The 6,332-nt window shown below is 71.2% G+C and carries 5 protein-coding genes; all 5 read left to right on the top strand.

Features of this window, described 5'->3' with window-relative positions; genetic code table 11:
- Positions 1 to 2,664: DNA polymerase III subunit alpha (gene dnaE, locus K0M70_RS15300; RefSeq protein ID WP_290783411.1), on the top strand; the 2,664-nt coding region annotated here is incomplete at its 5' end.
- Between the two features lie 98 nt (positions 2,665 to 2,762).
- Positions 2,763 to 3,722 (top strand): acetyl-CoA carboxylase carboxyltransferase subunit alpha, encoded by a 960-nt coding sequence (locus tag K0M70_RS15305; protein WP_290783414.1) that lies wholly within the window; start codon positions 2,763 to 2,765, stop codon positions 3,720 to 3,722.
- A gap of 67 nt (positions 3,723 to 3,789) precedes the next feature.
- Positions 3,790 to 5,073: a tRNA lysidine(34) synthetase TilS gene (tilS, locus tag K0M70_RS15310; protein ID WP_290783417.1), complete on the top strand. Its 1,284-nt coding sequence runs from the start codon at positions 3,790 to 3,792 to the stop codon at positions 5,071 to 5,073.
- A 48-nt stretch (positions 5,074 to 5,121) separates the two neighbouring features.
- A complete protein-coding gene (locus tag K0M70_RS15315) occupies positions 5,122 to 5,379 on the top strand; it encodes an exodeoxyribonuclease VII small subunit (protein WP_290783420.1) in 258 nt (85 codons plus the stop codon).
- Positions 5,369 to 6,244, top strand: coding sequence for a polyprenyl synthetase family protein (locus K0M70_RS15320; RefSeq protein WP_290783423.1), 876 nt, complete (start codon positions 5,369 to 5,371; stop codon positions 6,242 to 6,244). The genes K0M70_RS15315 and K0M70_RS15320 overlap by 11 nt, the downstream gene beginning before the upstream one ends.
- Positions 6,245 to 6,332: the final 88 nt, after the last annotated feature.

The raw sequence follows: 6,332 nt of genomic DNA on the forward strand, positions 1-6,332 counted from the left end.
GACAGCTGGATCCGCGAGGAATCGCACCGGGGCCTGAGCGACCGCCTGGCGAAATTCGAGATGGCCGACGGCCACGACGAGCCGGCCTACCGCCAACGCCTGGACATCGAGCTGGGCGTGATCCTGACGATGGGTTTCCCCGGCTACTTCCTGATCGTGGCCGACTTTATCAACTGGTCCAAGCGCAACGACATCCCGGTGGGCCCGGGCCGCGGCTCGGGCGCGGGTTCGCTGGTGGCGTGGTCGCTGGGCATCACCGACCTCGACCCGATCCGCTACGACCTGCTGTTCGAGCGCTTCCTGAATCCCGAACGCGTGTCGATGCCCGACTTCGACATCGACTTCTGCATGGACCGGCGCGACGAAGTCATCGACTACGTGGGCCGCAAGTACGGGCGCGACAAGGTCAGCCAGATCATCACCTACGGCACCATGGCCGCCAAGGCCGCCGTACGCGACTGCGGCCGCGTGCTGGGCTATCCGTACGGGTTCGTGGACTCGGTGGCCAAGCTCATCCCGCTCACCCTGGGCGTCACGCTGGAAGACGCGCTGGGCCTGAGCGAGGCGGCGAAGAAAAACAGCGACCTGGCGTCGGCGGAGCTGACCCAGCGCTACCGCGACGAAGACGACGTGCGCGACCTGATCGACCTGGCGCGCAGCCTGGAAGACCTCACCCGCAACGCCGGCAAGCACGCCGGCGGCGTGGTGATCGCGCCCACGCCGCTCACCGATTTCAGCCCGCTGTTCGCCGAACACGTGGCCAAGGGCGAAACCGCCAAATCGGTGGTCACCCAGTTCGACAAGGACGACGTGGAAGCGGTGGGCCTGGTGAAGTTCGACTTCCTGGGCCTGCGCACGCTCACCATCATCGACTGGGCGGTGAAGGCCATCAACGTCAGGCGGAAAGCCGCCGACGTGCCGCCGCTGGAAATCCTGGCGCTGCCGCTGGACGACCCGGACACCTACGCGCTGCTGTCCAAGGGCCAGACCACCGCGGTGTTCCAGTTCGAATCGCGCGGCATGAAGGAGTACATCCGCAAGCTGCAGCCGCAGGTGTTCGAAGACCTGATCGCGCTTGCCGCGCTGTACCGCCCCGGCCCGCTGGGCGCGGGCATGGTGGACGACTTCATCGACCGCCGGCACGGCCGCGCGCAGGTCAGCTACCCGCATCCACTGCTCGAGCCGATCCTCAAGCCCACCTACGGCGTGATCGTCTACCAGGAGCAGGTGATGCAGATCGCCCAGGTGCTGGCCGGCTATTCGCTGGGCGGCGCCCACCTGCTGCGGCGCGCGATGGGCAAGAAAAAGCCCGAGGAAATGGCCAAGGAGCGCGTGAAGTTCGAGAGCGGCGCCGCCGCCCAGGGCATCCACGCCGACGTCGCCAGCCCCATCTTCGACCTGATGGAAAAGTTCGCCGACTACGGCTTCAACAAGTCGCACTCGGCCGCCTACGCCCTGATCGCCTACCAGACGGCGTGGCTCAAGACCCACCATCCGGCCGAGTTCATGGCGGCCACGATGTCCTCGGACATGGACAACACCGACAAGGTGGTGACGTTCCTGGAAGAGTCGCGCGAGATCGGCGTGTCGGTGCTGCCGCCGGACGTGAACGCGTCGGACTACATGTTCGTCGCCAACGACCGCAAGACCGTGCGCTACGGCCTGGGCGCGGTGAAGGGCGTGGGCCGCGGCGCCTGCGAGTCCATCGTCGAGGCGCGCGTGTCCGGCGGCCCGTTCCGCGACCTGCTCGATTTCTGCCGGCGCGTGGATTCGGCCAAGCTCAACCGCCGCGTGCTCGAGGCGATGGTGCACGCCGGCGCGCTGGACGCGCTGGGCAGCAACCGCGCCTCGCTGATGCTGCAGCTGCCCGAAGTGATCAAGGCCACCGACCAGCTGGCGCGCGAACGCGCCGCCGGCCAGGTGTCGCTGTTCGGCGGTGCGGGCGACGTGCCGGAAATCCACCTCGAGCTTCCCGAAGCGCCCGACTGGCCGCTGGAAACCAAGCTGCTGGGCGAACGCGAAACCCTGGGCCACTACCTCAGCGGCCATCCGCTCGATCCCTGGCGCGGCGAACTGCAGTCGCTGGTGGGCGTCACCCTGGCCGACCTGGACAGCCTGTGGAGCGCCAAGAAGGACCGCCGCGGCGAAGCCGCCGTGGTGCTGGCCGGCATCGTCACCGGCGTGCGCCGGCGCGGCGACAGCATGGCCTTCGCCCGCATCGAAGACGGTCGCGGCCAGCTTGAAGTGGCCTTCTTCCGCGAGGCGTTTGCCGAGTGCGGGCACCTGCTGTCGCGCGACCGCATCCTGCTGGTGGAAGGCAACCTGGCCGAAGACCAGTTCTCGGGCGGCTTCGTGCTGCGCGCGCGCCAGTGCTGGGACTTCCGCGCCCTGTGCGCCCAGCACGCCCGGCGCCTTGGCCTGACCGTGGACCTGCGCGCCCTGGGCGCCTGGGACCGGCTGCAGGCGATCCTGGCCGCCTTCCGCCCGGGCGCCACGCCGCTGCGGCTGGACCTGCTGACCCCGGCCAAGGCCCGGGGCGTGCTGGAGGTGAACGGCAGCCAGGGCGTGCGCACCGACCCCGAGCTGATCAGCCAGCTGCGCGCCCTGCCCGGCGTCAGCCAGGTCAGCCTGCAGCTGCACCGTCCCTGGCAGCAGGGCGGCTGAGGTTTGGCCCCGGGCCGCAACCCCGCTAGAATCCCGCGCTTAGAACCTTTGCTCTAGACGGCCGGCCGCAGGCTCGGGCGTCTTCACCGAGTAACCGCATGAACCCGAACTTCCTTGATTTCGAACAGCCCATCGCCGAACTGGACGCAAAAATCCAGGAACTGCGCAAGGCCAGCACCGGACCGGCCGTCAACATCGAAACCGAGGTGAATGGCCTGCAGGAGAAACTGTGGGCGCGCACCGCCGAGATCTTCAAGGCGCTGACGCCCTGGCAGATCTCGCAGCTCGCGCGGCACCCGCAGCGGCCCTACACCAACGACTACCTGGGCCTGGTGTTCGATGAATTCCACGAACTGGCCGGCGACCGCGCCTACGCCGACGACGCCGCCATCGTCGGCGGCCTGGCCCGGCTGGACGGCCGCGCCGTGATGGTGATCGGCCAGCAGAAGGGCCGCGACACCAAGGCCAAGATCAAGCGCAACTTCGGCATGCCGCGGCCCGAGGGCTACCGCAAGGCGCTGCGCCTGATGAAGATGGCCGAGCGCTTCAAGCTGCCGCTGTTCACCTTCATCGACACCCCGGGCGCCTACCCGGGCGTGGGCGCGGAAGAACGCGGCCAGTCCGAAGCCATCGCCCGCAACCTGCTGGAAATGGCCGAACTCAAGATCCCCGTCATCTGCACCGTGATCGGCGAAGGCGGCTCGGGCGGCGCGCTGGCCATCGGCGTGGGCGACCGCACGCTGATGCTTGAATACAGCACCTACTCGGTGATTTCGCCGGAAGGCTGCGCGTCCATCCTGTGGAAGTCGGCCGACAAGGCCCGCGACGCCGCCGAGAACCTGGGCCTCACGGCCAAGCGCCTGTTCGAACACAAGCTGATCGACCGCATCGTGCCCGAACCGCTGGGCGGCGCGCACCGCGACCCGGCGGCCATGGCCGCCACGCTCAAGGCCACGCTGCTGGAAGAACTGGCGCTGCTGGACCAGGTCGCCACGCCCGACCTGCTCGACAACCGCTACCGCCGCCTGCGCAGCTACGGCGCCTACGAGGCGGCATGACCCCCGGCGCCCGCGGCCGCCTGGCCACGGGCATCCCGCACGGCGGCTGCGCCCGGAGGCAGGCGCCATGGTGCTGACCCTGCCCGCTGCGCCCGCTGACGGCCCGGTCACGGTCGCCTTCAGCGGCGGCATGGACTCGACGGTGCTGCTGCATCTGGCGGCGCAGGATCCACGGCTGCGCGACCGCGGCCTGCGTGCGCTGCACGTTGACCACGGCCTGCATCCCGATTCAGCGCACTGGGCGCAGGCCTGCGGCGACGTCTGCGCCGGGCTGGGAGTTTCCTTCCAGGCACGGCGCGTGACCGTAGGCGACCGCAGCGACGGCCTGGAGGCCGCCGCGCGCGACGCGCGCCATGAGGCCTTCGCGGCCCACCAGGCACCGGGCGAGCTGATCGCCCTGGCCCACCACCGCGACGACCAGGCCGAAACCCTGCTGCTGCGCCTGCTGCGCGGCTCCGGCGACGGCCTGGGCGCCATGCGCACCCTGCGTCCGTTCGGCCGCGGCTGGCTGTGGCGGCCCCTGCTGGCGGTGCCGCAGTCGCAGCTGCACGCCTATGCGCTGGAACACGGCCTGCGCTGGATCGAAGACCCGTCCAACGCCAGCCAACACCACGACCGCAATTTCCTGCGCCACCGCGTGCTGCCGGTGCTGCGGGAGCGCTGGCCGCAGGCGGACGCCGGCTTCGCCCGCAGCGCCGGCCTGCTGGCCGCGCAGCAGGACCTGCTGACCGCCGAAGACGCCAGCAGGCTGGCCCGGGTGCAGGGGCCGGACCCGGCCACGCTGTCGGTGCCCGCGCTGCTGGCGCAGCCGCCGGACTGGCAGCACCGGCTGCTGCGGCGCTGGACGGCGCAGCTGGGCCTGCCGATGCTGTCGGCCCGGGCGCTGGGCACCATCAGCGCCGAATTGATGCCGGCCCGCGCCGATGCGCGCGCGAAATTCGCGTGGTCGGGCGCGGTAATCCACCGCTGGCGCGACCTGCTGCACGCAGGCTGGCAACAGCCGCCGCTGCCCGCCGACTGGCGCGCCGCCTGGGACGGCACGCAGGCGCTGCCCCTGCCCGGCGGCGACTGCCTGCAGCTGGCGCCGGCGCGGGCGTTCGACGCACCGCTTCAGGTGCGCGCGGGGGTGGGCGGCGTGCGGCTGGTGCGGCCCGGCCGCAGCCATTCCAGCGAACTCAAGCACGTGCTGCAGGACCTGGGCGTGCCGCCCTGGCAGCGCGCGCGCCTGCCGCTGCTGTTTGCCCCCGACGGCACGCTGCTGGCCGCCGGCGACGTGGCGCTTTCGGGCCAGCTGCACCGCTGGCTTGCCGAGCACGGCACGCGGCTGGAGCGGCTGCCGGCCAGCACCTGATGCGGCCATGCATTGACCGTGCCCCAAGCGGCCGCGCAAACTTCACCCATGGCCGCCAAGACCCCCGCACCGCCGCCGTCGCCCGTCGCCCAGTTCGAGACCTCGCTCGATGAACTCGAGCAGTTGGTCCAGAAGATGGAGAAAGGCGACCTGACCCTGGACGATTCGCTGGCCGCCTACGAGCGCGGCGTGAATCTCTACCGCCAGTGCCAGGGCGCGCTGGAACAAGCCGAGCTGCGCGTGCGCCTGCTCAGCGACCCGGTTGATCCCGACAGCGGCCAGGCCTTCCAGCCCGATGCTTCCTGAGGCGGAGCGCGCGCGCTGGCTGCAGCGCGTGGAAGCCCGGCTCGAAACCGCCCTGCCCCGCAGTACGCTGGCGCCCACGCGCCTGCACGCGGCGATGCGCCACGCCGTACTTGGCGGCGGCAAGCGCCTGCGCCCGCTGCTGGTGTACGCAGCCGGCACCGCCGCGGGCGCCGATGAAACCCTGCTGGACGCGCCCGCCGCTGCGGTCGAACTGATCCACGCCTTTTCGCTGGTGCACGACGACCTGCCGGCGATGGACGACGACGACCTGCGCCGCGGCCAGCCCACGGTGCACGTGGCCTTCGACGAAGCCACCGCCATCCTGGCCGGCGACGCACTGCAGTCGCTGGCGTTTGAACTGCTGGCGGCCGCGCCCGGCGACGCGTCGCTGCGCGTGGCCTGGCTGGCCACGCTGGCGCAGGCCACCGGCGCGGCGGGCATGTGCGGCGGCCAGGCGCTGGACATGGACGCCACCGGCCAGCGCCTTCAGCCCGCGGCGCTGCAGCAGCTGCATGCGCTCAAGACCGGCGCGCTGATCCGCGCCAGCGTGCGCATGGGCGCGCTGGCCGGCGGCGCTGCGCCGGCGGTGATCGCCGCGCTGGACGAGTACGCGTCGGCGCTGGGCCTGGCCTTCCAAATCCGCGACGACCTGCTGGACATCGAAGGCGACAGCGCCCAGCTGGGCAAGACCGCCGGCAAGGACCAGGCCCAGGAAAAGTCCACGTACCCCTCCCTGCTGGGCATGGACGGCGCCCGCACCGAGCTCGCGCGCCAGGCCCAGCGCATGACCGACGCCCTGGCCGGCCTGCCCGGCGCCGACGCCCTGCGTACCCTGGGCCTCTTCGCCGCCCAACGCTCGCACTAGGCCAGCATCAAAAAACGGCTCTTCACCCAAGTGAGTGGATGGGCGCGGCGCCGGGCCCCCCCGCGCCGCGGCGGGGGGGGGGGGGGGG

Source organism: Arenimonas sp. (assembly GCF_019459675.1).
GTDB lineage: Bacteria > Pseudomonadota > Gammaproteobacteria > Xanthomonadales > Xanthomonadaceae > Arenimonas.